16 protein-coding genes and 1 tRNA gene are annotated in these 22,766 nt (G+C 45.2%); 7 read left to right on the top strand and 10 right to left on the bottom strand.

The annotated features are described in order from the left end of the window. Positions 1–19: 19 nt before the first annotated feature. The 6 genes from C234_RS0102235 to xerD form a co-directional block, all read right to left on the bottom strand. Positions 20–1,942 (bottom strand): RagB/SusD family nutrient uptake outer membrane protein, encoded by a 1,923-nt coding sequence (locus tag C234_RS0102235; RefSeq protein ID WP_027324429.1) that lies wholly within the window; start codon positions 1,940–1,942, stop codon positions 20–22. Positions 1,943–1,964: 22 nt separating this feature from the next. After that, entirely contained in the window at positions 1,965–5,495 is a 3,531-nt protein-coding gene (locus tag C234_RS0102230; protein ID WP_027324428.1) for a TonB-dependent receptor, read from the bottom strand. 65 nt (positions 5,496–5,560) lie between these two features. Next, complete coding sequence (locus C234_RS0102225; RefSeq protein ID WP_027324427.1) at positions 5,561–6,568, bottom strand: FecR family protein; 1,008 nt, start codon at positions 6,566–6,568, stop codon at positions 5,561–5,563. Positions 6,569–6,708: 140 nt separating this feature from the next. Then, the gene (locus C234_RS0102220; RefSeq protein ID WP_027324426.1) at positions 6,709–7,296 is read right to left on the bottom strand and encodes an RNA polymerase sigma-70 factor; all 588 of its coding nucleotides are present in this window, start codon (positions 7,294–7,296) and stop codon (positions 6,709–6,711) included. Between the two features lie 533 nt (positions 7,297–7,829). After that, on the bottom strand, positions 7,830–9,524 hold the full coding sequence (locus C234_RS0102215; protein WP_027324425.1) for a tetratricopeptide repeat protein: 1,695 nt from the start codon (positions 9,522–9,524) through the stop codon (positions 7,830–7,832). 439 nt (positions 9,525–9,963) lie between these two features. Further along, positions 9,964–10,914: a site-specific tyrosine recombinase XerD gene (gene xerD / locus C234_RS0102210; RefSeq protein ID WP_027324424.1), complete on the bottom strand. Its 951-nt coding sequence runs from the start codon at positions 10,912–10,914 to the stop codon at positions 9,964–9,966. A gap of 145 nt (positions 10,915–11,059) precedes the next feature. Between xerD and aroQ the strand changes: the two genes are divergently transcribed. The 5 genes from aroQ to C234_RS0102180 all read left to right on the top strand — a co-directional run bounded on the left by aroQ (position 11,060) and on the right by C234_RS0102180 (position 15,777). After that, positions 11,060–11,476 carry a type II 3-dehydroquinate dehydratase gene (gene aroQ, locus C234_RS0102205; protein WP_027324423.1) on the top strand — a complete coding sequence of 139 codons (417 nt, stop codon included), beginning with the start codon at positions 11,060–11,062 and terminating at the stop codon, positions 11,474–11,476. Between the two features lie 511 nt (positions 11,477–11,987). After that, positions 11,988–13,445 (top strand): pyruvate kinase, encoded by a 1,458-nt coding sequence (pyk, locus tag C234_RS0102195; RefSeq protein ID WP_027324421.1) that lies wholly within the window; start codon positions 11,988–11,990, stop codon positions 13,443–13,445. A 49-nt stretch (positions 13,446–13,494) separates the two neighbouring features. Next, a complete protein-coding gene (locus tag C234_RS15735; RefSeq protein WP_051290124.1) occupies positions 13,495–14,172 on the top strand; it encodes an O-methyltransferase in 678 nt (225 codons plus the stop codon). Positions 14,173–14,221: 49 nt separating this feature from the next. Then, a complete protein-coding gene (gene rbfA, locus C234_RS0102185; RefSeq protein WP_021644255.1) occupies positions 14,222–14,554 on the top strand; it encodes a 30S ribosome-binding factor RbfA in 333 nt (110 codons plus the stop codon). Further along, positions 14,551–15,777, top strand: a complete 1,227-nt coding sequence (locus C234_RS0102180; RefSeq protein ID WP_027324420.1) for an FtsX-like permease family protein — start codon at positions 14,551–14,553, stop codon at positions 15,775–15,777. Before rbfA ends, C234_RS0102180 begins: the two co-directional genes overlap by 4 nt. A gap of 198 nt (positions 15,778–15,975) precedes the next feature. Here the strand turns inward: C234_RS0102180 and C234_RS0102175 are convergent, their stop codons facing one another. Then, complete coding sequence (locus tag C234_RS0102175; RefSeq protein ID WP_027324419.1) at positions 15,976–16,986, bottom strand: 2-oxoacid:ferredoxin oxidoreductase subunit beta; 1,011 nt, start codon at positions 16,984–16,986, stop codon at positions 15,976–15,978. A gap of 3 nt (positions 16,987–16,989) precedes the next feature. Continuing rightward, complete coding sequence (locus C234_RS0102170; RefSeq protein WP_027324418.1) at positions 16,990–18,840, bottom strand: 2-oxoacid:acceptor oxidoreductase subunit alpha; 1,851 nt, start codon at positions 18,838–18,840, stop codon at positions 16,990–16,992. A 207-nt stretch (positions 18,841–19,047) separates the two neighbouring features. Here C234_RS0102170 and C234_RS0102165 point away from each other — a divergent pair. After that, a tRNA-Arg gene (locus C234_RS0102165) sits at positions 19,048–19,119 on the top strand. A 282-nt stretch (positions 19,120–19,401) separates the two neighbouring features. Here C234_RS0102165 and C234_RS0102160 read toward each other — a convergent pair. Further along, the gene (locus C234_RS0102160; RefSeq protein ID WP_027324417.1) at positions 19,402–20,874 is read right to left on the bottom strand and encodes a sodium:solute symporter; all 1,473 of its coding nucleotides are present in this window, start codon (positions 20,872–20,874) and stop codon (positions 19,402–19,404) included. Between the two features lie 69 nt (positions 20,875–20,943). Continuing rightward, a complete protein-coding gene (locus C234_RS0102155; RefSeq protein ID WP_027324416.1) occupies positions 20,944–22,188 on the bottom strand; it encodes an exo-beta-N-acetylmuramidase NamZ family protein in 1,245 nt (414 codons plus the stop codon). A 208-nt stretch (positions 22,189–22,396) separates the two neighbouring features. Here C234_RS0102155 and C234_RS17860 point away from each other — a divergent pair, with 208 nt between their 5' ends. Then, complete coding sequence (locus C234_RS17860; RefSeq protein ID WP_034540449.1) at positions 22,397–22,594, top strand: hypothetical protein; 198 nt, start codon at positions 22,397–22,399, stop codon at positions 22,592–22,594. The last annotated feature ends 172 nt before the right edge of the window (positions 22,595–22,766 follow it).

The following is a 22,766-nucleotide window of genomic DNA, read 5'->3' as shown; positions in this document are numbered from 1 at the left end:
ATGCAACTACAAAGGTTGTTTACCAACCGGGATTTTGTTCTAATTTCGGATTTAACAGTATCTCGGAAGTGGGAATCTGATATAAGTAATATTTCTCCAACCATCCCTTACCTTCTTTCAAAGGATCGTTAAAGAGGAACAAATGTCCTTCTGCCATGGAACCGCTTGTCCCATCCGAATAGCCGGTAGAAGGATTGTACAAAGTCATATTCTTCTTCGCTGCTTCGGCTTTGCTCATCCAAATGCCTGTTGCCGCCCTATTCAGAAACCATGGAGCCATCCGCCAGCGACGCACGTCGTAAAATCCGAATCCTTCGCCCATCAACTCTACGATACGCTCACGGCGAATTTCCCATAATACAGGATCAAGCGTAACACCCCGGTCATTGTTCTTCGGATAATATTTAGCTCGGTCGGGGTCGAAGTTGTCGTCGATATCGGCCACAACCATCTTTGCCACGCCCGCACGCGCACGCAATTTGTTAATCGTCTTATCAGCAACAGCCTGATTGAAAGAACCCAGCTCGAACTTGGCTTCGGCAACATTCAACAGTATCTCTTCTATCTTGAAAATAGGTTTGTCGGATGTATTGACTGCACCATTATTGAAGTTTCTTTCCCAGTTGCTCCAATGTTTCCACACATAGTATCCCGAGCGGCAACTGACGAATGAGCCCGTACCGATGCGAGGAATCTCAGGAACCAAAGACGCTCCCCAGTTTTGTCCCGGCAAACGTTTCATACCGACGCCCGGATTGGTGCAGCTCTCATTGGGCCCCATAATGTCGATATACTCCCTGTCGGCAGGATTACTTGTATACGACCACGTAGGATAGTCACCCTTACCCGGCTTTACTTTATACGGAGGCATCACCGTATGATACAAACGCGGATCGCGATCACGGAACTCGGCATACATATCTTTCATCCCATGATAGCCCGATGAAACATTCTTGATAGGTTTCCCATTTTTCATCAGGTACAAATTAACCGTGTTGTGGTTCATCTCCACGTGATGGGAAGAAGTGTGCTCAATATGCCCCATGCTATGCTCATTCGTATTTTCCACGTAAGACTTATACAAAATGACACCGGGAACGACACTTAAATCGCTGCTTATCCACATTTCTCCATATCCGGCAGCCGGCTGTCCGTCTGTTCCTTCATACAAGGCAGGATAAGCCTCCATCAACAGTTCCGAAACACGCACACATTCCTGAAGATATTTTTCATGGTCGCCCAGCTCATGGTATTTTCTCCATGTACCTTCGCGTAATGCAAAACGGGAAAGGGCAGCTCGCACACAATTACGATTGATGGTATTGGCACCATCCGCAGCGGTGAAATCACCGATATGTTCTTCCGCCCATTTCAAGCGTTCCAAAACCTTGTCGGCAACTTCTTTTCTATTCATGCGCGGTCCATAAGCCTCAGGTGAGTCTTCTTTCAGTACCTGATCTATCCAAGGTACGGCCCCAAAGCGGTCGATCAGCTCCATATACCAATAGGAGTGGAAGAAATATCCCACAGCACGCCAATGATCTTTTTGGGCATCGCTCATGTTGGAATCGTCGATATGAGAAAGCATGATATTGATGCGGCGGATAAATGACTTAAAATCCCAACCGTTTCCACTGGCAACACTGGCTACCGTTTGATAAGCAAACTGATTGTATCCGCTTTCCTGCTTTCTTTCCAGATAGCCCGCATCCATATCTCCTCTATAACTGCCGTTCTGTGCATAACTTTGGAAAGAAGTACGAATGGTATTATTGGTAAACATTTCATAGCAAGGCCACATGAAAGCCTTGAAGTTATCGTACGAGTTGAACGCATTATTTTCCGTTAAATCCGTTACGGGCGTTTTTTCCAGGAAGCTGTCGTTGCAACCGGCACATAGCATTCCTGCAAAAACCGCCATACTTATAAATAGTTTCTTCATATTATTCTTATTCATTTAAGGTTTACAATGTAATATTAAAACCGAATGACACGGTACGGAAAGCAGGATAATCCCATCTCAGAGTCTCTGGGTCTATACCTTTAGGCAGAGAAGAGAATGTAGCCAAGTTTTCTACACTGACGAATGCTTTCAACTGAGACAAGGAGAGTTTCGAGGTCCATACTTTGGGTAAGGTATATGCCAAAGTCATATTCTTGATTCGGAAATACGAAGCGTCTGACAAATATTTGTCAGAAGGGCGGTAGTTAGAACCCTGGTTCCCATAGTTGCCATAGATACGCGGAAATTCCGCATTCGGATTCACAGGAGCGTAATTGCCGTTAGCGGCATCCACCGGTTGCCAATAATTTCCCAAGCCCTTATATAAAGGAATAAATTTATAGTCCGAATACATCGGAAAAACCAAGTTGTTAGCAATCCATGCATCTCTCCTACCCGTTCCCTGCATGAATATATTCAAATCCAACCCTTTATAGTTGACTCCTAAATTAATACCGTAAAGGTAACGCGGGGTTGTGTTACCGATAACCTTACGGTCGCCCGGATTATTTAATGTATTGTCACCACTTGAAATCAGGTTCGTTCCCCTGTCGTCGTCCATCAAGTTTTTAAATTTAACATCGCCCGGACGAGGGTTATAACCGTCGATACTGGGAACACCGTCTTTCAACTTCCACGATGAAGTATCGACGAAATCGTCTATATCGTAAAAGCCGTCGAACTCATATCCCCATATTTCACCCAGGTCCTTGCCTTCATAAAAGTCCCAAAAAGTATAGGTTCCACCTGTTTGCGCATTTCTACGCTGGCTGCTTAAGATATAAGACGAATTACTGTCATATTTCGTAATTTTCGACTTATTGTCCGAGATATTCAGACCGATGCGGTAACCGACTTTACCAATCCGGTCACGGTAGTTCAAACTCAGCTCCCAGCCGCGTGTACGCATATCTGCCGTATTCTGATAAGGAGCATCGGCGCCTACTACGTCTGGTAGCTGCATACCTGGGGCGAGCATTCCATCCGTATTGCGCTGATACCAATCGAATGTTCCGGTAAAGCGATTGTTGAACATGGAGAAGTCAAGCCCCACGTCTACTGTACCTACTTTTTCCCAAGTAAAATTGTTGCTTACCAGTGAAGGAATGGAGGTAATGGCTGTTACACGATTCCCATCAACCAGCCATCCGTTGTACTTGTTGTTTACGCTCATGGTCGGAATGAACGAATAAGCCGGTACATTCTGATTTCCTATCATACCGTAAGAAGCACGTATTTTCAATGCTCCTAACCAACTTTGAATATTTTCCATAAATTTCTCCTGAGCTACATTCCACCCTAACGAAACGGAAGGGAAGAACCCGAAGCGAGAATCTTTGGGGAATTTGGAAGAGCCGTCGTAACGCCCGTTTACCTCCATCAAATATCTATCCATGTAATTGTAGTTTACCCGGAAGAAACCACCCCGTACAGAATATTCATTGTATTGATCGACAGCCCTCAAAGTAGAAGTTCCCGAACCCAATGAAGGAACTTCAATAACTGCCTGTCCGTATGAAAGAGCCTCCATTAGTTCGCTATAGCTCGATTCCTGGTTAAAGCCTGCCATTACTTTGAACTTATGATCGCTTAGCTGAAAGTCATACGAACCATAGAGATTGATGGAGTTATAATCGGTATATCGTTTTGTCTTTTGCAGATAGTCGTTGGTGGGCGTAACGTCTCTCCCTCCCTGCACGGTGGTATAAGCCACACTGCCGGTATACCAGTGATAATCATATATATTCTTGTCATAAGTATACTCGAATATAGCTTCGAATCCTTTAAACGGCTTGAAAATAGATTTCAAGAATATACGAGGATTATCATATAAGGTCTTGGCCGGATTAGACCAGCGAATCTGATTAGAGGGAGTGAAAAAAGGCAAATCATCCGAAACCTTATCCGACATGCCTTTCGGCATACTTCCTTCGGGATAGAAAGAAGCCAAACGAGTTGAATAAACAGCTCCTAAAGGCGACCTCGGCTCCAAATTCTTACTATGCGCATAGCTAAATGTAGCCTCCTGAGTAAGCCATCCGGTTATATCCGTAGAAATAAACCCGCTCACATTCATACGCCGATACTTATCTTTATCTGTGATAAGCACGCCATCATGATTGATATACCCTGCAGACAAGCGATAGCGCAATTTATCCGTACCGCCCGTCATAGAGATATTGTGGGTCTGCTGAAAGCTGGTTTCAAGCATGTTTTTCACCAGATCTTTCTCATTCAGATAGTACACAGCACCATCCGCGTCTTTATACAAACCATCGCCTTCGACCTTTATCGAAGAAGGATTGCTGCGGTATTGCTCCAGATAACCTAACCATTTACTTACGCTTGGAGCCCCGATGGTCCAGAATTGATCACCCGCTGCATGGGAATACGCCTTCAAGTAATCGGTCAGAGGAGCTTGCTCGGGCAAATTGACAGCAGAGGCAAAAGCAAAGTTATTGTTATAATTTAATTGGAATGTGGTTGCTCCCTTGGGGCGTTTGGTAGTGACCAAAATAACACCGCCGGCGGCACGTGCGCCATAAATTGCGGCGGAAGCCGCATCTTTCAATACGGTAATGGTCTCAATATCTTCCGGATTAATCAAATCCAAATCACCTTCTACGTTATCAATCAGAACCAGAGGTTTGATGGTTCCGCCATAAGAACCGTCAGCGTTCTTAATACCTACCGAATAAGCACCCCGGATCTGGAAAGATTTGCTTTTTCCGGGAGCATTGCCGTTGCTGGAAATAAGCAATCCCGGCACTGTCCCTTGCAAAGCATCGGCTGCTTTAGATAACGGGCGGTTGGCCATCACTTCATCCATTTTCACAGAAGCGACCGCACCGGTCAGATTGGCTTTCTTTTGCGAGCCGTATCCCACTACCACGACCTCTTCCAGCGTTTCGGTATCTTCGCTCATGATTACCTGAATGGCTTTTGTATCGCTCACCATTATCTCCTGAGTTTTGTAACCGATATAGCTAACCTGTAACTTCACCGGAAATGAAGTAACCTCCAGAGCGAACTTTCCGTCAAAGTTTGTAATAGTTCCATTGGTCGACCCCACCACTATGACAGATGCTCCGATAATCGGCTCTTTTGAGACATCGAGCACCTGCCCCTTTACTGTGCCTTGCTTCACCTGCCGGGGAGTATAAACGGAAATTTGCTTCTTATCCACTTCGTAACGGATATTCTTTCCCGCAAACAGAATTTCAAGCACTTCTTCCACGCTCTTATTCTCTACATCGATAGAAATTTTCTGATTAATATCGACATCGTTATTACGAACTAAAAAAGAATAACCCGTCTGTTTCTCTATCTCCCGAAAAACAGCGCTTAAAGACACAGAACGTTTTTGCATGGAAAATTTAGAGTGCTGGACAGGCAATGCAGCCATAGCCACATTTCCCCATAGCAACAATGAAATAATCCAGAACAGAGGACTGCAATGCCCTCTGCAAATTTTACAGAAGTTTTTTCTCATACTTAGAATTTTTAGTTAACAATATTATAAGTTTTATTGCTTTCAGTTGTTTTTTATCTCATTTATTATCTGTCTGTGATGGTAATTGTTTTTCCTCTTTTTTTGCAAACGAACTTATTATCTACATCTAATAAAGAAAGTATTTCGTCCAAGGTCAAATGAGCGTCTATGCTTCCAGAGAAATATTCATCATACACCTTCTGAGACCGGATTTCTATCTGCACATTATGTTTTTTCCCGACGCCCTGTAATATATCGGATAGTTTTTCATTGATAAATACCAGACGCCCGGTAATCCAAGCTGTTTGCAGAGTTGCATCTGTTTTTTTCATAGATAATCGCTTCTCTTTCTTATTATAAACAGCCTGTTCGTTAGGCAAAAGAAATATGTTTTTGCTTGTTTCAGAATCGGTAAAAACACTCACATGACCTTCTACCAAACTTACTTTAATTTCGGGATCATCAGGATAAGAAGTAACGTTAAACGTAGTACCAAGTACTTTTACATTTAATTCGCCTGCATGGACAATAAAAGGTTTTTCTCTATTTTCAGCCACTTTAAAACAAGCTTCGCCCGATAGATAAACCTTCCGGTCGGGTTTATATGGCAAAGCGGCGTCGTACTTTAAAATAGTGCCTCCATTCAGAAAAACCACCGTACTATCGGGCAACAATAGCTTGGACGTAGAACTCTCAGGTACTTCTATTCGGCAATAAGACACCGGGTTGGAAGCTGGAACGGATGACCGGGATACATATAAAAGAATGCCGCATCCGATAAGCAACACCCATACAGCGACCGCACTCCATACTCTTAGTCTGCGTGAAAAAGTTTGTTTGCGAGAAGAATGGAAGTTCAGTATATCACGCAATTGCTCAAAGTTCTGTTTTTTCCTTTGTGCAAACCAAGTCGAAGACGCCAATGCGTAGGCACGTGACAATTCACGATATTTTTCCCTGCAAGATTCATCTTCTTTCAACAATGTTACCAGTTTCTGCATATCTTCAGGCTCGATATCGCCTTTCAGATAATTCAGCATTATTTGTTCAAATTCATCTACCGAAGAGCTCATGTCGTATAATAGATATAGATTTAGATTTACCTATATATAATACACGAGTAACAGCCAAAGCATTTAGGCAGAAACCGATTTTTTTCATCGTTTTTGAATATTCCGCATAGTTTCCTTAATCAGCAATGGAATCTCGATGCTTAGAAAAGAAATAATAATAAAATCCCTATTCGTGCACCCATTTTATCTTTTATCTTGTCCATGGCATTTTTCACATGCACCCTGACCGTATTGACGGAAATGTTATTCTTCTCCGCTATTTCTTGAGGAGTTAAATTAGCATAGAGATATTGCTCAAAAATAAATCTGCATTTGTCCGGAAGAGAAGATATGAGATCACGGACTTGACGCTCCAAATCCGCCAATTCGATTTCCTGTAAAGGCGAGCATTCCGAAACACAGTATTCTTCTTGATATTCAAGTAATGCTTCACGATATTCGTCTAAAACTCTCTCCCGACTATGAAGCGAACGGAGATAGTTTAAGCATCCGTTCTGGACTGCTCGTGTAAGATAACCATGGATCGGGAAAGATAACTCGCCACGCTTATACCATATCTTGACAAAAATTTCGTTTACAATATCCTGCGCTTCGATAGAGTTGAAAATATAAGAATTGGCACACGTACAAAGATAAACAAAGTAACTGTTGTATAATACCTCAAAGGCTTTTTCATCTCCTTTGTTTATTTTTTCAATCAGAATTTGATCTACAGTACTTCTCTGCATTTTGATTCTTAAAAGTTTAACGCTGCAAATATAGTCTTTTTTTATTTTAATTTTACGCTATTTATAATTAAGGCTACCGTTAAAACTTTGAGTGAAAAACAGAAAATCTCAGAAAAGCCGGAAAGTGGATATTGGCGTTGAGTTGTTCAATCGGGTGATGGTCTGACAATCTCGTATAGGACTTGAGAACAGTTAGAATAATCTTACGCAGGTAGAAAAGCAACTCCTTTGCCCCCCAAAAAAAATAGGATTTTAAACTTATCTCTTAAACGAGGAAAGAAAAAGGAAAGAGCAAATGAATGAGACTCAACGTAGGCTGAATTTTGTAAATATTTCGTGTTTTATCTATCTGTTTTTATTGAATTTTCCCGTTTTCGTCATCAACCTTAATTTCGAGAGAGTGCTTAAAGATTTAAAAGGAGGTGTGTCGTAATGTACGATGCACTTCCTTTGTGCATAAAAAAAGAGGTGTGCATTTTGACACACCTCCTTTTGAGATTTCGGAATATTCCGAAATCAGGAGAGCAAATCTCTTATCGAACTAAGCTCATGAATGCCGAGTTTGTGAAGTATTTGGCAAACTCTAAGTCGGTAGCTGCCTTCTTTGCCAACGACGGATCTTTGGCGATGGCGTTCTTCAGGCTACCGGTGACCATGGAAATATTGTTAGTTCTTGCGCCCAGCACAGCCATCAGATAGTCTGTGTAAGCATCGGGGCTTTCTACATTTGCCAATGTGTTTTTGGCTTTGTTGTAGTCTTTTGCCAAGATTTGAGCCAACGCCGCACTGTTTGTTTTGGCATCTCCAAATGAATTTACAGCTCGCTCGTACTGGCCTTGAGCAATGTACAGGTTACCCATTGATTCTCCCAACTCTTTTGCGCCCGGAGCCTTACCGAAATAAGTCTCGGCAGCGTTTTTGTCGCCTTTTACTAAAGCAACCAAGCCTAAGTTCATGTTCACTTCAGGAGCGGCATTTAAGCTTTCGGCTTTCTTCAGGAAAGACTCTGCTTTGTCAATGTTTCCAGCTTGATAAGCAAGCTTGCCGAGGTTGTTGTAAGCGCGGTAGTCGTTCGGGTACTGCTTGGTAGCCTGAGTATAAATTGCTTCTTTTTTAGCGTTGTCATCGGTCAGCGTTGCTGCGTAGAGTAACTCTTCAACAGTCAGAACTTTCGGGTCGGAAGCGGCCAGATTAGCAATTTCTTCATCGGACTTACCGATGATTTCGTAGTTCAGTGTCAAGCGAGAACGACGTAATTGGGGAAGAATTTCTTCGGCCAGGTTTTTGTATACGGAAGAAATATTTTTAATTTCCTGCTCTCTCTGATCCGGATCTTTATACATAGATAGCACACGCAGAATGAGTTCTTTGTCCTGGATATTGGATTTTGAAACAAGCTCTTGAAATCCTTCCCAGTCTTGCGCTGTATATTTAGCATCTACCGGAACATCAATTTTAGCTTTCTTTAAATCTTTGTTCAGCATTTTAGAAGTGTTGCTTTCACGATTTTCCGCCAAAGTCGTGTTCAAGCTCACGCCACCGTCCGGAGAAGCGTATGCGGAAATCTCGATATTACTGATTTTTTTGTTGGCAGCCTCGTGCACATTAGCTACTTCTTTGTTGAAATCCTTAGCTTTTTTCAGCTCGCTGGAACGGATATTGGCTTGTTGGATGAGGAACATGATGTTTTCATCGTGTTTTTCTTTGATGATGCGCTGGAAAGCATCTTCGCCCAAAGCCGGGTTAGCGCTACCCAATGTATTGTTTACCAGCTCGGAAGTAGAGATTACTCCGTCAGCCACTTTCACCGCAGGGATAGCGAACTCCTTACCGCCGATTCTGGCTTTGAATTGAAGATAGAGTTCAGACTTCGCCATTGCGGGTACATAGTCGAAAGAGGTTTTCATGGTGTAGTTACCGCCCATCTTATAAGAGATAGTACGATTGTTTCCTTCCACTTTTTCACCTTGGAACATCACCGGCTGGCCTTTGGCTTCGCCTCCTTTCCATTTCAATACTGGAGTTACTTCTACCACCGCTTTTTTGTTGAAATACTTTTCAGGGAATTTGCCATTGATGGTTGCAGGAACTTTGCCTCCTACTGCTTCCAGTATTTGTGGAGTAACAGTAAAATAATCGGCAGATAATTCACCCATTTTTTTGCTGCAGGAAGATACCAGAGCAACAAACATTGCCATGAGTAAAGGCACGTACAACTTCTTTGTCATTTTTAGGTATAAATTAATTGGTTTATAATTGATTTTATTGATGCGTAAACTTTCTTTCACCTGAAACAGGGAAAGTATTAGCAAAGATATTAAATCTTAATGCAAAAGTAAGGAGAGTTTTGCGATTTTATCAAATTTTAAGCCACGAGTTCACTAAAAAACCTTTACTTTTCGCTAATAGAACAACAAACGGAACAAAGGTACGTGCCAAAGGGCATGTTTTCGAAAAAATATCCGGCGGTAGAATTCCTTCCGAATTCTGATTCTGATGCGAGCAAAAGACTCCTGCTTAAAAAGATATTGTCGTTTACTTAAAAATATTTCTATATTTTCTAAACTCGGTTTTTTATAGGTGACAAGCGTATGTTCTTTTCATTAGGCAGAAGAGGTGTTCCGGATAAAGTGGGAAAAGTGTTTGTCGCGAACGAGACAGGTGTTTTTATTTCTCCTGTTCTCTCCGATACTTGATGTTTCGCGGATGATGCTCTATGATTTCACTGCGCAGCATTTCACGATCGATGTGCGTATAAATCTCTGTTGTTGCGATGGATTCATGCCCGAGCATACACTGGATGGCACGCAGATTGGCCCCTCCTTCGAGCAGATGTGTGGCGAAAGAATGGCGGAACGTATGGGGGCTGATGTTTTTGGTGATGTTTGCCTGCACGGCAAGCTCTTTAATCAGATGGAAAATCATGATTCTGGAAAGCGATTTTCCGCGCCGGTGGCTCACAAAGACGAAATCTTCGTATCCCGGCTTTACTTCAATGCCGTTGCGGTCGGAGAAATAGAGCCTGAGTTCGTATATAGCGCGTGGTGATATGGGAACCAGCCGCTGTTTACTTCCTTTTCCCTCCACCTTGATAAACCCTTCGTCGAGATAGAGGTCGGATAGTTTGAGGTTGACAAGCTCCGACACACGCAGCCCACAACTATAAAGTGTTTCCAGAATAGCCCTGTTGCGCTGTCCTTCCGGTTTCGAACGGTCGACGGCGGAGATTATGGCGTCTATTTCTGCTACCGACAGTACTTCGGGCAACTTAAATCCGATTTTGGGCGATTCCAGCAATTCGCTAGGATCGGCTTCCAAGTAATCTGACATCAGAAGAAATCGGAAAAAAGACTTGACCCCCGATATGATGCGTGCCTGGGAGCGAGCATGAATGCCGATATCGTGCAATCCGGCGGCAAATCGCTGGAGATCTGCCAGGCATACTTCTAGAAAATCAATACCCTCCAAAGTAAGAAAGCTCATGAGCTTGTCCAAGTCCGTCAGATAAGCTTCCAGTGTGTTGGGAGACAAACCTTTTTCTAATTTCAGATACTCCCTATACTTTCTGACTATCAAGGCTTGTCGTTCCTTATTTCTCTTTTTTTTATTGATTTCCATTTCTTTTTTTTACCTTTGCCTCGCAAAGACAGATTGTACCTTGCTGCATATGGGCAAGATTTGTTGCTCCGCTTCATTTGCACTATCTTTGCACCTTGAAATATTGTTCTTCGATACAAAGGTATCAAAAAAACAGGATTGCGCGATGAGGATACAAATTATTAACGGCCCAAACATAAATCTGTTGGGAAAGCGTGAACCTTCCGTCTACGGAAGCGTTACATTTGAAGACTACCTGAAAGAGCTTCGTAAAAGGTATGCTGACGTGGAAATCGACTATTTTCAATCGAACATCGAGGGTGAGATGATAGACTGCATTCAGCGGGTCGGATTCGAAGCAGACGGAATTATCCTGAATGCAGGCGCTTACACGCACACGTCTATCGCTTTGCAGGATGCTATCCGGGCAGTGACGTCGCCGGTAATCGAAGTGCATATATCCAATGTGCACAGCCGTGAGCCTTTCCGACACGTTTCGATGATTGCCTGCGCCTGCAAAGGAGTGATTTGCGGATTCGGGCTGGACTCTTACCGCCTCGCGATGGAGGCATTCAAAGGGTAGCAACGGAGATTCTTCGGCACAAAGACGGAGCTTTTAGAATCGGTGTATAAAAATTCAGGAGATAGCCGGAATGAATTTCCCGGTTTTATAGCCCAAAAAGGAAATAGAAGCAAGTAATTTTCAGGAGTAGGCGGAAAGGTTTATCAAGCTGCATAACAGAAAGATAAAATCTCAGGAGGTGAAAGGAATAACTTTTTGCTTGTATGACAAAGGTGAGCAAACAGCAACCGGAGAGCTTCAGAAGCAATCGGAATAGCTTTTATTGAAATATTTTTGAAGCCTTTGCAGCCAGGTCATCGTTACCAAATATGATGAAAAACCTTTGGTTACCCGTTAGAAGCAGATTGTCAATCTGTTGGGAGGCTGCTGTCGGCAAACGGCCTCAAAAACCGGAAGTAAACTTTTACACGGGTTGTCTGCAAGCTCAAAAAGACAAACTTCGTTATGCGGTAAAGGCTTTTACTCGAAGAAGAGAAGATAAATGTAATATATAATAATAGGTATAAAGATTATGTTATTGAAACAAACAAAAATAGTGGCGTCTATCTCAGACAGACGTTGCGATGTGGATTTTATAAAGGGGTTGTTCGAAGCGGGAATGAATGTTGTGCGGATGAATACCGCACACGCAAGCCGCGAAGGATTCGAAACCCTGATTGCAAACGTACGCCAAGTGTCCAACCGGATTGCTATCCTGATGGATACCAAAGGTCCGGAAGTGAGAACAACCGCATGCGCCGAACCTATCGCCTACAACATAGGTGAAAAGGTGAAGATTGTGGGGAGGCCGGAACTGGAAACCACCCGCGAGTGCATTTCCGTTTCTTACCCGAATTTTGTAAACGACCTGAACGTGGGGGGAATGATTCTGATTGATGACGGAGACCTCGAATTAGAGGTAATCGACAAGGGTATCGACCACCTTCTTTGTGAAGTGAAGAACGAAGCTACGCTGGGCAGCCGCAAAAGTGTGAACGTGCCGGGTGTACGCATCAATCTGCCTTCGCTTACGGAGAAAGACCGCAACAACATTTTGTACGCCATTGAGAAAGACATCGACTTCATCGCCCACTCGTTCGTGCGCAATCGCCGGGACGTACTTGACATCCGGGAGATTCTCGACGCACACAACAGCGATATCCGCATCATCGCCAAGATCGAGAATCAAGAAGGTGTAGACAACATAGACGAAATTCTCGAAGTAGCCGATGGAGTAATGGTGGCCCGCGGCGACTTGGGCATCGAAGTTCCGCAGGAACGCATTCCGGGCATCCAGCGTTTGCTTATCCGCAAATGTATCCTTGCCAAAAAACCGGTGATCGTTGCCACGCAAATGCTTCACACGATGATTAATAACCCGCGCCCCACACGCGCCGAGGTGACCGATATCGCCAATGCCATCTACTACCGCACAGACGCGTTGATGCTGAGCGGCGAAACGGCTTACGGAAAATATCCGCTCGAGGCAGTGAAGACCATGACCAAAGTGGCGGCACAAGCCGAAAAGGACAAGATGCAGGAAAACGATATCCGAATCCCTCTGCCCGAACACGGTGACGACGTGACGGCTTTCCTTGCCAAGCAGGCTGTGAAAGCTACGTCAAAACTTAAAATACGAGCCATCATTACCGACAGTTTCAGCGGACGCACCGCACGCAACTTGGCAGCTTTCCGCGGAAAATTCCCGGTGCTCGCCATCTGCTACAAGGAGAAGACGATGCGCCATCTGGCTCTCTCGTATGGTGTGGAGGCTATCTATATGCCTGAGCTGGCGAACGGACAAGAATATTATTTCGCCGCCTTACGTCGTTTGATTAAAGATGGACGTCTGAAACCGACGGATATGGTGGGCTACCTGAGCAGCGGCAAGGCAGGCACTCAGACTTCTTTCCTCGAAATAAACGTGGTGGAAGACGCTCTGAAACATGCCGAAGGAACCGTGTTGCCCAATAAGAACCGTTACCTCTAACCTGGAAAACTGTTTTTTTATTTATCGTCATCAAGACATTTAAAACGATATGAAGGAAACCGAATCTATCGACGAATATATTTTAAACCACATCGATGCGGAGAGCGAGTACCTGAAGGCACTTTATCGCGACACGCATGTGAAACTGCTCCGTCCGCGCATGGCGTCCGGACATCTGCAGGGAAGGATGCTGAAAATGTTCGTGGAGATGATTCGCCCTCGCCGGATATTGGAAATCGGAACGTATAGCGGATACTCTGCCCTCTGTCTTGCCGAAGGCCTGCCTGAGGGTGGAATGCTGCACACGTTCGAGATAAACGACGAACAGGAAGATTTTACACGCCCGTGGCTCGAAGGTTCGCCGTTTGCCGATAAAATCCGTTTTCATATCGGAGATGCCTTGGAGCTTGTGCCTCGTATGAATCTGACTTTCGATTTAGCCTTTATCGACGGCGACAAACGAAAGTATATCGAGTATTACGAAATGACGCTGGCGCATCTCTCGGAAGGAGGATACATCATAGCAGACAACACGCTCTGGGACGGGCATGTGCTCGAACTGCCTCACCCCACTGACATGCAGACCATTGGTATCAAGGCGTTCAATGATTTTGTAGCAGCAGACCAACGGGTAGAAAAGGTGATACTCCCGCTGCGCGACGGACTGACGATTATCCGGAAGAAACCCGCGATGCCGGGTAGCTCTCCTCTGAGCGCCTATGAATAATAGTGAAAATAAAATATAAGGACCCAAACAACGATTTATAAACAAACTTATGGAAACAACCAGACAAAATAAGATTGCCCGCTTGCTGCAAAAAGAGTTGAGCGAAATGTTTTTGTTGCAGACGAAAGCCATGCACGGAACATTGGTATCGGTGAGCGCCGTGCGCATCAGCCCCGACATGAGTGTCGCACGCGCGTATCTCAGCGTGTTCCCTTCGGAAAAGGCGGAAGAGATGGTGAAGAACATGAACGACAATGTGAAGTCGGTACGCTATGAACTCGGTACACGTGTTCGCCACCAACTCCGCATTATCCCCGAACTGAAATTCTTTGTGGACGACTCGTTGGATTATATTGAAAAGATCGATTCGTTGCTGAAGTGAACCTCCCCTTCTACATAGCCCTACGGTATCTCTTCTCGAAAAAGAAACACAATGCCATCAATATCATTTCGGGCGTATCGGTATGCGGCGTGGCCTTGGCTACGCTGGCACTGGTATGCACGTTATCCGTCTTCAACGGATTTCAAGATATGGTGGCAGGATTCTTTACGGCTTTCGACCCGCAACTGAAAATTACCGCTCGTCGAGGAAAAGTATTCGATGGCAGTGAAGAGCGTATCAGGGCGGTCTGCGCGCTTCCGGAAGTGGAGGTGTTTACAGAAACGCTCGAAGAGAACGCGATGGTGCAGTACAAAGACCGTCAGGCGATGGTGGTACTGAAAGGAGTGGAGGACAACTTCGAACAGCTTACGGCGATTGACAGCATTTTGTATGGAGCCGGGCAGTTTTTGCTTCATGATTCGGTGGCGGATTACGGAATTATGGGTGTAGAGCTGATATCCACACTGGGCACGGGACTGGAGTTTGTGGATCCTCTGCAAGTATATTTACCCAAGCGTAACGCGAAAGTGAACATGGCAAATCCCAATGCCTCGTTCAACCGCGATTATCTCCACTCGCCGGGAACAATATTCGTGGTCAACCAGCAACCGTACGACAGCAAGTACATATTGACTTCGCTCGGGTTTCTCCGTCGCATGCTGGATTACAGCACAGAGGTTTCCGCCATCGAGCTGAAGTTGAAGCCGGAAGCAAACACCTCTACCGTACAGGCAAAGATAGAACAGATGCTGGGAGAAGAGTTTTTGGTGCAAGACCGTTATCAGCAACAGGCCGATGTGTTCCGTATCATGGAAATAGAAAAGCTGATTTCTTACCTATTTCTTACTTTCATCCTTGCCGTCGCTTGCTTCAATGTCATCGGTTCGCTCTCGATGCTGATTCTGGATAAAAAAGACGATGTGGTGACACTGCGCAGCTTGGGAGCGGACGACAAGTTGATTGCGCGCATCTTCTTGTTCGAAGGGCGGCTCATCACTGTTTCCGGGGCTGTCACCGGCGTTGTATTGGGACTGCTTCTCTGCTTCATTCAGCAGAAATTCGGTCTCATTTCATTGGGCGAAGGCACGGGAGCTTTCGTTGTAGATGCATATCCGGTAAGCGTACATGCGTGGGATGTGGCTTTGATTTTTATCACAGTGCTGACGGTAGGTTTTCTCTCTGTCTGGTATCCGGTTCGTTACCTGAGTAAGAGGCTTTTGTAAATACCGTTTTTTAAATCTTTCATTGCGGGTATGCAATTGTTTCCGCAAAATAATTTTAGTGGACTTCAAATAATAATGTTAATTGGAATTGTTTGAAGCATTAAAAAAGGAGCCCTGAGAAGTCTCAAATGTTATTTTCGAGGACTCTCAGGGCTCCTTTTGTTCTGATTACTTATATTTTCTGTAATGTGAAATAGCCTATTTCACCTCCCACGTATCGTTTGTCATAAGCAACTCCTGAAAATTATGATACTTTCTTTTGCTTTTCACTTCTTCTATTTGTTGACAAACGGCATCATTGTACGTAGGAGCTTCCACGTCGCGAATCACACCGAGCGCGATAGGGAACTCGGGACCTTCCATCAGTGCAAGCTTCAGCTGAAGCGTGTTGTCCTGACTATGAGCGTCGTGCACCAGAATATCTTTCTCCGTGACACCGTTCTCACCTAGTTTCACCACTTTCAAACCAAAACCTTCCTGCATCAGCCCGAACTCTTTGTTCTCACCGAAAAGCATCGGTTTTCCTTGTTCCAGATAAATAGCATTTTTCGCGCGCCCTTCTTTAGTAGCAACGGTAGCATGCGTCCCGTCGTTGAAGATTACGCAGTTTTGAAGCACTTCCACTACCGAAGCGCCTTTATGGCGTGCCGCCGCTTTCAGTACTTCTATCGATGCCGGTCCGTCTACTGCAATACAGCGCGCAAAGAAGCGTCCCCTTGCTCCGAATGCCAGTTCTGCAGGTCGGAACGGATCTTCCACTGTCCCGTAAGGCGATGATTTAGTCACCAGCCCGCGTTCCGAAGTAGGAGAATACTGTCCTTTGGTCAAACCGTAAATGCGGTTGTTGAGCAAAATCATGTTCAGGTCGATGTTCCGGCGAACAGCGTGAATGAAGTGGTTTCCGCCAATAGCAAGACCGTCTCCGTCACCCGATATTTGCCATATAGTGAGATCGGGATTGGTCACTTTGGCTCCCGTTGCCACAGCTGCCGCACGTCCGTGAATGGTGTGGAAACCATACGTATTTACATAATAAGGCAGACGAGAAGAACAACCTATACCCGAAATAACAGCGGTTTGATGAGGAGGAATCCCCAACTCTGCCATAGCTTTATGCAGAGAATTTACAAAAGCGTGATCGCCGCATCCCGGACACCAGCGTGGCTGTCCGAATTTATAATCTTGCATGGTATATACTTTTTCGCTCATCTGTTATTCCTCCAATAATTTAGTGAATGTATTTATCAGTTCTCTCGTAACGAAGGGCTGTCCTTTCACCTGGTTGAACTGCCGAATGTCCAATCCGGGCACTTTCATGCGAAGATATCCGGCAAATTGTCCCAGATTCTGTTCGGCTACAATGATTTTCTTGTAGCGGCGCAACACTTCGGCTGCATTCTTGGGTAGCGGATTGATGTATTGGAAGTGGGCGAGCGCCACCTTCTGTCCACGTGCGCGCATAAAGTCCATAGCCAGACGAAGATGCCCGTAAGTACCTCCCCATCCTACAATCAACAGGTCGGCATCCTCATCTCCCAAGATCTCAAGCTCGGGTATCGAGTCGGCAATCTTTTCTACTTTTTCACGACGCAGATGAACCATTTTTTCATGGTTGTCGGGATCTCCTGAAATCACACCGGTTTCACTGCTTTTCTCCAATCCGCCAATGCGATGCATGAACCCTTCTGTTCCGGGTGTCGCCCAATAACGTACGCCCGTTTCGGGGTTTCTGAGATAAGGCGTCCAAGTTTCTGCCATATCAGGCTTTACATAGGGAGGACAAATGGGAGGATATTTCTCCAAGTCGGGCAATTTCCAAGCCGCAGAACCGTTGGCTACAAAAGCATCGGTAAGCAATACAACCGGCGTCATGTGTTCCAGCGCTATTTTAGCTGCCATGTACGCGGCATCGAAGCAGTTCGTAGGCGAGGTTGCAGCAATAACAGGCATCGGACTTTCACCGTTGCGTCCGTAGAGTACTTGCATCAGGTCGGTCTGTTCGGACTTGGTAGGCAAGCCGGTAGAAGGTCCCCCGCGTTGTACGTCGATAATAACCAGCGGAAGCTCGGCGATGACCGCGAGGTTCATTGCCTCACTTTTCAGGCAGATGCCCGGTCCGGAAGTCGTAGTCACCGCCATGGCTCCTGCAAAAGAAGCTCCCACAGCCGACGCGCAACCCGCTATTTCGTCTTCGCACTGCACGGTTTTCACACCAAGCGATTTGTGTTTGGCTAGTTCATGCAGAATATCCGTAGCCGGTGTAATGGGGTAGGAACCGAGATAAAGCTGCAAACCAGCTTTTTCAGCAGCGGCAATAAGTCCGTAAGCAGTCGCTTTATTGCCGTTGATATCGGTATAAAGTCCTTTTTCTTTCAGTGATGCGCTTTCTATTTTATAAGTGGAAACCGAAGCGTGAGTATTGGCTCCATAGTTGTATCCGTCATTCAGCACCTTGATGTTAGCTGCCGCTATTTCAGGTTTCTTGGCAAATTTCTGTCGCAGCATCTTTTCCGCCGCCGCCAAGTTTCGGTTGAACAGCCAGCAAACCAATCCGAGTGCAAACATGTTTTTGCAGCGAAGAATAGTTTTGTTGTCCAGTCCCGAGTCTTTCAGGCTCTCCTTACACATAGACGAAATGGGAACTTCAAGCACCTCTTGCCTGATGCCTAATTCCTCAAAGGAGTTTTGAGTCATGAATTTAGCTTTTTCAAGATCCCTCGGTGTGAACGAGTCGGAGTCTGTGATAACCAATCCATTAGGTTTACAAAACTGAATTTGTGTTTTTAATGCAGCCGGATTCATCGCTACCAATACATGGCAACGGTCTCCCGGTGTATACACCTGTCCGGCGCCCACATGTATCTGGAAGCCTGAAACACCGGTGAGCGAACCTTGCGGAGCGCGAATATCTGCCGGATAGTCGGGGAATGTGCAAATATCATTCCCTACCGTAGCCGACACGTTCGAGAAGATGTTACCGGCCAGCTGCATGCCATCGCCGGAATCCCCGGAGAAACGTACTACTACTTCCTCCAAATTCTTTACCATCATTTCGTCTGCCATAACTTTGAATTACTATAGTTGATTTTAAGATTAAAACAGCCTTGTTTAAAGGCGCGGTAAAGGTCGGAAAGTTAATCGAATTTTCAAAATAAAAACCTCTTTATTGGCATATGTCATCACAAAGATTCAAACTTATTCGAAGGAAGTATGCTCTTTCCTCTTGATAAATCGGTAGAAACCGCTATCTTTGTGCCCAAGATAGAAAACGGCCTTGTAGTTCAACGGATAGAATAGAAGTTTCCTAAACTTTAGATAGGGGTTCGATTCCCCTCGAGGCTACTTCGAAGGCGAAGTGTTTTTTATTTCATAATCCTGCGATACTTGGATAAGCTAATCTTCAGAATTGTACGCATTCAGAGTTTATTCTATAAATTATTGCTGTGCGGCAGCTGCCTCTCGAAGCCGACCTTTTAGAAAACATGATGTTCACGCTATTGTCTACTTTGGCGGACATATATATACATTGCGTGAAACATAATATCTATCATGCCAGGCAATAATTATCGGTGGGATGAACTGTGTTCTGTCCGTATCCGATAACTTTCCCGAAAGCTTCCTTCATCACACCTTCCGCAGGTTCTCCCGCACGGTTTCTCCCTGTTTGATAAACAGGCACAAGCCCAGAAATGTGAAAAATGCGTTGAACAATAGCAACTCATAGCTGAACCGGTAGCCTCCGAACCACGCTTCGGAATTGAGCTGTAACACCAGACAGAGCAGCGGAGAAACGATAGCAACAAGCGGAATGTAACGGTCGCGCACCTGCCGTTTGGTGAAAATGCCGAACGCGAACAGTCCGAGTATGGGGCCGTAAGTATAACTTGCCAACGTATAAACGGCATCGATAACGCTCGTATTGTTGAGACTGTTAAAGACAAAAATTGTAACTCCCATCAACACCGCCATCGCCACATGCACCCGCTTCCGGGTGGAGGTCAGCGCTTCATCGCTCTTGCCTTTGGCGCCAAGAATATCAATAGTAAACGAAGTGGTGAGGGCTGTCAGCGCCGATCCGGCTGCCGAATAGGCGGAAGAAACAAGCCCGATAATGAATAGCACTCCCACAAACACAGGGAAGTAGTCTCCTGTGGCAATCATGGGGAACAGCTCATCGCCTTTCTCTACCGTCAACCCCTGATCGGCGGCAAAGAGATAGAGCATCACACCCAGCATGAGGAACATCAGAATGACTACGAACTGAAGGCAGATGCTGACAACCATATTCTTTTGGGAGTCTTTCGAATTCTTGCAGCTGAGGTTCCGCTGCATCATATCCTGATCCAATCCCGATATGGCGATAGTGGTAAATATTCCCGCCAGAAACTGCTTGAAGAAGAATTGCCTGTCGTTCACGTCGTCGAAGAAGAAAAGACGCGACATGTCGCTGTCGGCAATAGCTCCCAGCATCTCTCCGAAAGAAAGCCTGAGTTCTCCGGTGATATAATAGATGGTGAGTCCCACCGACACGACAAGGCATAGCGTCTTGAACGAATCTGTCCATATCAGCGATTTCACGCCGCCCCGAAACGTATAAAGCCACACCAGCAACACGGTAATCGTCACGTTCAGCAAGAAGGGAAGACGCAACGGATCGAATACGAGCAATTGCAGCGTAAGGCAGACCAGAAACAGGCGGACAGAGGCGCCCAGCATCTTCGAGACAAAGAAGAACCATGCCCCCGTTCGGTACGAACGCATTCCGAAGCGATTTTCGAGATACTCGTATATCGAAACCAAGTTCATTTTATAGAACAGAGGAACGAGCACGTATGCGATGACAAGCTGCCCCACGATGAATCCCATCACCATCTGTAAATAACCGAAGCCGCTGCCTGCTACCATACCCGGCACAGAAATGTAAGTGACTCCCGATATGCTGGCCCCGATCATGGCAAAAGCGACAACATACCACGATGATTGCCGATTACCGGTAAAGAAACCGGCATTGTCGGCTTTCTTGCCTGTGACATACGAGATAGCGAACAACACAATAAAATAAACGGCAATGGTGATAATGACAGATAGTGGTGACATAATATTTCGACAAGTATAATTATGGTATAAAATGATTCAGTTACGTTTGTTTGTTTTTCCGGATGCGTATCACTCTTCGGGATACAGCAAGTAAGGTTTTCGCTGCTTTTTGAACTTCTCCACATCCCCTTTCCAACGGGCTTTTATCTCTTCGGCGCTTTTCCCTGCTTTAATCATGGGACGGACATAGTCCACGCCGATAAGCAATTCGAAGAAAGGACGGAAGAAATGGTCGCCCAGATTCAGGTTGCGGTAAGCGTCTATCACATAACTCAGATCGACACCTCGCCGCCAGATCTCTTCATCCTCCATGCCGCTCAAGTCGACTCCGTAACAACGCTTTCCCAGTTGAGGAGGATTCTTGGCTCCCTCCACGCTCTGCGGAGTAAAGCTGAAGTCGTATCCCACCATGTTCGGGTGTCCGTACACCTGAAAAGGCAGCGGAGTTCCCCTTCCCAAACTAACGGGTGTAGCCTCGAAATAGCAAATGGAAGGATATAGGTAGACGCCCTTCATGTTCCGCAGATTGGGCGAAGGAGGAACGGGCAGTTTGTAGAGTGTGGCGTGCGTGTAGTTGGCACACGGAATCACCGTCAGCTTGCAACGGCGTCCCTGAGGAAGCCATCCTTCTCCGTTCACCATTCGTGCCAGCTCGCCCAGTGTCATCCCATGCACTACGGGAATAGGCAACCAACCTACCCCCGACTTATATTTCATGTTCAGGATAGGACCGTCCACATAGTGTCCGTTCGGATTAGGCCTGTCGAGCACCAACACCTCTCGGCCGTGTTCGGCACAAGCATCCATCAGGCGGCACATCGTAATATAATAGGTATAAAACCGCAACCCCACATCCTGTATATCTACAATCAGCAAGTCGAACTCTCTCATCGTTTTCGCGCTCGGTTTCTTATCTTTCCCGTCGTATAGCGAAAAGATGGGTACTCCCGTTTTCGGGTCGGTAGAGCTCGATACATGCTCGCCGGCATCCGCATTCCCCCTGAATCCGTGTTCGGGTGAAAAGATGGCGGTCACATTAAAACCGTTTTCCACAAGAACATCCAGCAGGTGTTTATCGCCTACCATTCCCGTATGGTTGGAGAATATGGCAATGCGCCTCCCTTTCAGCAGAGGGAAATACTTGTCGGTCTGCTCGTCGCCGAGAATCACCTTCCCCGAATCCGTCAACGGGACTTCAGTATTGGCGGAGCAATCAACTCCTGTCCGTTCACAAGCGGAAAGTGCCGTATCGCTCTTTACCCACAGCGTGGAAAACAGGAAAAGGGAAAATAGAAAAGCTGAGAGTTTTTTCATATATCAATTGGTATGTAAGTAAACATTGGTTGGAACAAAGATATATCTATTTTTTACATTAGAAACTTTCGTTTTGATATTTTCAATATTCTTTGAATAAGTTGTGATAGTAGCTTCTTCATCCGCTCCTAAACAATCGGCCATTGAATCTGAGATGGGTATTGTTCTCCATAAGATTAAGAATAAAGGCAAGGAATGATTCGTCACTATGGATGCGTTAACAGTTCAGCTCTCACGGCAATACCATGAAACAGGTTTGGTTTCAGCTGTTTTTTATCTTTCCATCCGATTTGAGAAAAAGAAAAAATCTTCATTAGATATAGAATCATTCCATAATTATATTTTCCGGATTCATCAACAGCGGTTCATTCAAATTCAGAAAGAATCAGTAAAAAAAGAGGTTTAAAAAAGATGGATCATGACTTCTAAATAATAAGTTAAAAGAAAAAGATAAAACAAAAAAACAGAAATATATATATCTATATATAAAAAACAACTTATCTTCGAAATACAAAACGAAGAGACAAGATATGCTTTTCAGTATCTTCTCGGTCTCTGCATCTGATGAACAAGGATCA

It is taken from the genome of Bacteroides pyogenes DSM 20611 = JCM 6294 (assembly GCF_000428105.1).
Classification (GTDB): domain Bacteria; phylum Bacteroidota; class Bacteroidia; order Bacteroidales; family Bacteroidaceae; genus Bacteroides; species Bacteroides pyogenes.
Note: the sequence above shows the minus strand (reverse complement) of the source record. Positions and strands in the feature narration are given on the sequence as shown.

What these genes read in the sequence shown, in the direction of transcription:
- pyk (WP_027324421.1), top strand. Translation starts at nt 11,988, where the DNA reads ATGTTATTGAAACAAACAAAAATAGTGGCGTCTATCTCAGACAGACGT.
- C234_RS0102225 (WP_027324427.1), bottom strand. Translation starts at nt 6,568, where the DNA reads ATGAGCTCTTCGGTAGATGAATTTGAACAAATAATGCTGAATTATCTG.
- C234_RS0102155 (WP_027324416.1), bottom strand. Translation starts at nt 22,188, where the DNA reads ATGAAAAAACTCTCAGCTTTTCTATTTTCCCTTTTCCTGTTTTCCACG.
- rbfA (WP_021644255.1), top strand. Translation starts at nt 14,222, where the DNA reads ATGGAAACAACCAGACAAAATAAGATTGCCCGCTTGCTGCAAAAAGAG.
- xerD (WP_027324424.1), bottom strand. Translation starts at nt 10,914, where the DNA reads ATGGAAATCAATAAAAAAAAGAGAAATAAGGAACGACAAGCCTTGATA.
- C234_RS15735 (WP_051290124.1), top strand. Translation starts at nt 13,495, where the DNA reads ATGAAGGAAACCGAATCTATCGACGAATATATTTTAAACCACATCGAT.
- C234_RS0102235 (WP_027324429.1), bottom strand. Translation starts at nt 1,942, where the DNA reads ATGAAGAAACTATTTATAAGTATGGCGGTTTTTGCAGGAATGCTATGT.
- aroQ (WP_027324423.1), top strand. Translation starts at nt 11,060, where the DNA reads ATGAGGATACAAATTATTAACGGCCCAAACATAAATCTGTTGGGAAAG.
- C234_RS0102175 (WP_027324419.1), bottom strand. Translation starts at nt 16,986, where the DNA reads ATGAGCGAAAAAGTATATACCATGCAAGATTATAAATTCGGACAGCCA.
- C234_RS0102160 (WP_027324417.1), bottom strand. Translation starts at nt 20,874, where the DNA reads ATGTCACCACTATCTGTCATTATCACCATTGCCGTTTATTTTATTGTG.
- C234_RS0102170 (WP_027324418.1), bottom strand. Translation starts at nt 18,840, where the DNA reads ATGGCAGACGAAATGATGGTAAAGAATTTGGAGGAAGTAGTAGTACGT.
- C234_RS0102215 (WP_027324425.1), bottom strand. Translation starts at nt 9,524, where the DNA reads ATGACAAAGAAGTTGTACGTGCCTTTACTCATGGCAATGTTTGTTGCT.
- C234_RS0102230 (WP_027324428.1), bottom strand. Translation starts at nt 5,495, where the DNA reads ATGAGAAAAAACTTCTGTAAAATTTGCAGAGGGCATTGCAGTCCTCTG.
- C234_RS0102220 (WP_027324426.1), bottom strand. Translation starts at nt 7,296, where the DNA reads ATGCAGAGAAGTACTGTAGATCAAATTCTGATTGAAAAAATAAACAAA.
- C234_RS17860 (WP_034540449.1), top strand. Translation starts at nt 22,397, where the DNA reads ATGGATGCGTTAACAGTTCAGCTCTCACGGCAATACCATGAAACAGGT.